The organism is Micromonospora sp. CV4 (genome assembly GCF_003667455.1).
Lineage (GTDB): Bacteria > Actinomycetota > Actinomycetes > Mycobacteriales > Micromonosporaceae > Micromonospora.
In genome coordinates, this window is record NZ_RCVI01000401.1 from 1 (window position 1) to 2,995 (window position 2,995).

The 2,995-nt window shown below is 75.7% G+C and carries 3 protein-coding genes; all 3 read left to right on the forward strand.

The window, feature by feature from the left end; translation table 11 throughout:
* Positions 1-51 precede the first annotated feature (51 nt).
* The 3 genes from mnmA to EAD98_RS27355 all read left to right on the forward strand — a co-directional run bounded on the left by mnmA (position 52) and on the right by EAD98_RS27355 (position 2,597).
* Positions 52-1,125: a tRNA 2-thiouridine(34) synthase MnmA gene (mnmA, locus tag EAD98_RS27345; protein ID WP_121656840.1), complete on the forward strand. Its 1,074-nt coding sequence runs from the start codon at positions 52-54 to the stop codon at positions 1,123-1,125.
* 65 nt (positions 1,126-1,190) lie between these two features.
* On the forward strand, positions 1,191-2,195 hold the full coding sequence (locus EAD98_RS27350; RefSeq protein ID WP_121656841.1) for a methionine synthase: 1,005 nt from the start codon (positions 1,191-1,193) through the stop codon (positions 2,193-2,195).
* A 36-nt stretch (positions 2,196-2,231) separates the two neighbouring features.
* On the forward strand, positions 2,232-2,597 hold the full coding sequence (locus tag EAD98_RS27355; protein WP_199723582.1) for a VOC family protein: 366 nt from the start codon (positions 2,232-2,234) through the stop codon (positions 2,595-2,597).
* Positions 2,598-2,995 lie beyond the last annotated feature (398 nt).

Here is a 2,995-nt window from a genome sequence, read left to right on the forward strand (position 1 = left end):
GGGGGTTGCGGGACTGGGTGGATAGGCTGGTGGGGGGAAGGGAGTCAGCTGGTGAGGGTGTTGGCGGCGATGTCGGGCGGGGTTGACTCGGCCGTGGCGGCGGCGCGGGCGGTGGAGGCCGGGCACGACGTGACCGGCGTGCACCTGGCGCTGGCTCGCAATCCGCAGACCTACCGGACCGGGGCGCGCGGCTGCTGCACCCTGGAGGACTCCCGGGACGCCCGGCGGGCCGCCGACGTGATCGGCATCCCGTTCTACGTCTGGGACATGGCCGACCGGTTCCACGAGGACGTGGTGGACGACTTCGTCGCCGAGTACGCCGCCGGTCGTACGCCGAATCCCTGCCTGCGCTGCAACGAGAAGATCAAGTTCGCTGCGGTGCTGGACCGGGCGGTGGCGCTGGGCTTCGACGCGGTGGTCACCGGCCACCACGCCCGCCTCGGCCCGGACGGGCTGCTGCGACGCAGCGTCGACGTGGCCAAGGACCAGTCGTACGTGCTGGCCGTGCTCACCCGTGAGCAGCTGGACCGGTCGGTCTTTCCGCTCGGCGACTCGACCAAGGCGCAGGTCCGCGCCGAGGCCGCCGAGCGTGGCCTGGCGGTGGCCGACAAGCCGGACTCGCACGACATCTGCTTCATCGCCGACGGCGACACCCGCGGCTTCCTGGCCGGCCGGCTCGGCGAAGCGCCCGGCGACGTGGTGGACGCGAGCACCGGCGCCGTGGTCGGCAGCCACACCGGCGCGTACGCGTACACGGTGGGCCAGCGTCGCGGGCTGCACCTGGACCGGCCCGCCCCGGACGGACGGCCGCGCTACGTGCTCTCCATCACGCCGACGACCAACACGGTGACGGTCGGCCCGGCCGAGGCGCTGGAGATGTCCCGGGTGCGCGCCGAGCGGCCGGTGTGGACCGGTGGCCCGCGCCCGGACGCGCCGGTCGAGTGCGAGGTGCAGCTGCGCGCGCACGGCGACGTGGTGCCGGCCACCGTGTCCCTTGACGGCGACGCGCTCCACGCCGAGCTGCGCCGGCCGGTACGCGGGGTCGCCGCCGGCCAGGCCGTGGTGGCGTACCGGCCGGACCCGGCCGGTGACGTGGTCCTCGGCTCCGCCACCATCACCGGCTGACCCGGCACACCAGCGCCCCGGCCGTCGCGGCCCGGGGCGACCGGCGTACCGGATACCCTTCCGCCGTGACAGATCAGGTGTGGCCCTGGCCGGCCGGCGCGGCAACCGGCATCGGTTCGCTGCCCGGCACCGACATCGCGGAGGCCCAGCGGGTGGTCCTCGGTGAGCTTCCCGCGCTACCCCACCTTCCCGAGCTGCCGGCCCGCGGCCCCGGAGCCGACCTGATCGGTCGCACCGCGGGGCTGCTCGTCGACCTGCCCGTCGAGCTGTACACCGGGCGCTGGCGGGTCGCCCCGCGCCCGGGCCGCGACCTGCGCCGCGCCCGCGATCTGATGGAACGCGACCTGGACCAGCTCGCCGAGCAGGCCGAGGAGTACGCCGGCCCGATCAAGGTGCAGGCCGGCGGTCCGCTCACCCTGGCCGCCGCCCTGGAGCTGCCGATCGGCGGCCGGCTGCTGCGCGATCCCGGCGCGGTCCGTGACCTGACCGGCTCCCTCGCCGAGGGGCTGCGCGCGCACGTCGCGGCGGTCGCCCGGCGACTGCCCCACGCCTCGGTGCTGCTCCAACTGGACGAGCCGTCGCTGCCGACCGTGCTGGCCGGGCGGGTGCCCACCGAGAGCGGGCTGGGCGCGTACCGGGCGGTGGAGTCGGCGGACGCGGCGGCGCTGCTGCGTACCGTCGTCGAGGCGGCCGCCGTGCCGACCGTGGTGCACTGCTGCGCCCCGGACGTGCCGCTGGAGTTGATCCGTTCGACGGGCGCCGCCGGGGTCGCCCTCGACCTCGACCTGGTCACGGAGCTGGACCCGCTGGGCGAGGCGATCGACGCCGGCCTCGGGTTGCTGGCCGGGGCCGTACCGACCCGGCCACCGTCCGCCGGCCACGCGCCGACCTCCGCACAGGTGGCCGATCGGGTACGCCAGCTCTGGGACCGGCTCGGCTTCCCCCGCCGGCAACTCGCCCAGCAGGTGGTCGTCACCCCGGCCTGCGGTCTGGCCGGGGCCAGCCCGGAGTACGCCCGGGTGGTGCTGGCCGCGTGCCGGGACGCCGGTCGGCGGCTCGCCGAGGCCTGAGGTTTCCTGTCGCACCCGGTGGGCAGGATGACGGTCATGATTGGACAGCTACGTACAGTGGTGATCGACTGCCCGGACCCGCGGGCCCTGGCGGCGTTCTACTCGGAGCTGCTCGGCGTGCCTCTGGCCGAGGGCGACTCCGATGACGAGTGGGTGGTGCTGGGCGGGCCGCCCGGGCACCAGCCGCGCCTGGCGTTTCAGCGGGCGCTCAACCTGCGCCCGCCGGCCTGGCCGGACCCGGAGCGTCCACAGCAGTTCCACCTCGACGTGACGGTGGACGACATCGAGGCCGCCGAGAAGGCGACCCTCGCGCTGGGCGCCCGCCGGCTGCCGGGCGAGGGCGAGGGCTGGCGGGTCTACGCCGACCCTGCCGGCCACCCGTTCTGCCTCTGCTGGGACTGAGCCTGACGTGGCTTGCGGCGGGCGCTGTACGAGGCGCCCTCGCTCATCCCGGAGACGGCTGAGCCAGTGCTGCGGCGGCGTTTCCTGGCCTGGTCGGCGCACCCGGCCTGGCGTGCCTGGCCTGGCGCACCCGGCTGGGTCGCATCCGGCCCGGCGTGCCTGGCCTGGCGCACCGGGCGCGGTCGCACCCGGCCCGGCGTGCCTGGCCTGGCGTGCCCGCCGCGGTTGATCGTCTCGGGTTCCTGTAAGTCGGGGTGTTCCGAGGCCTTGGACGGCCCGGTTTCCAGGAAACCGAGTCGTTCATGCCCCGCGTCCGGCGCGCCGAACCGCCGAACCGCCGAACGGCCGAACGGCCGGGGTGTCAGGCGCGGGTGTCTGGGCGCGGCCGGGGCGCCGGG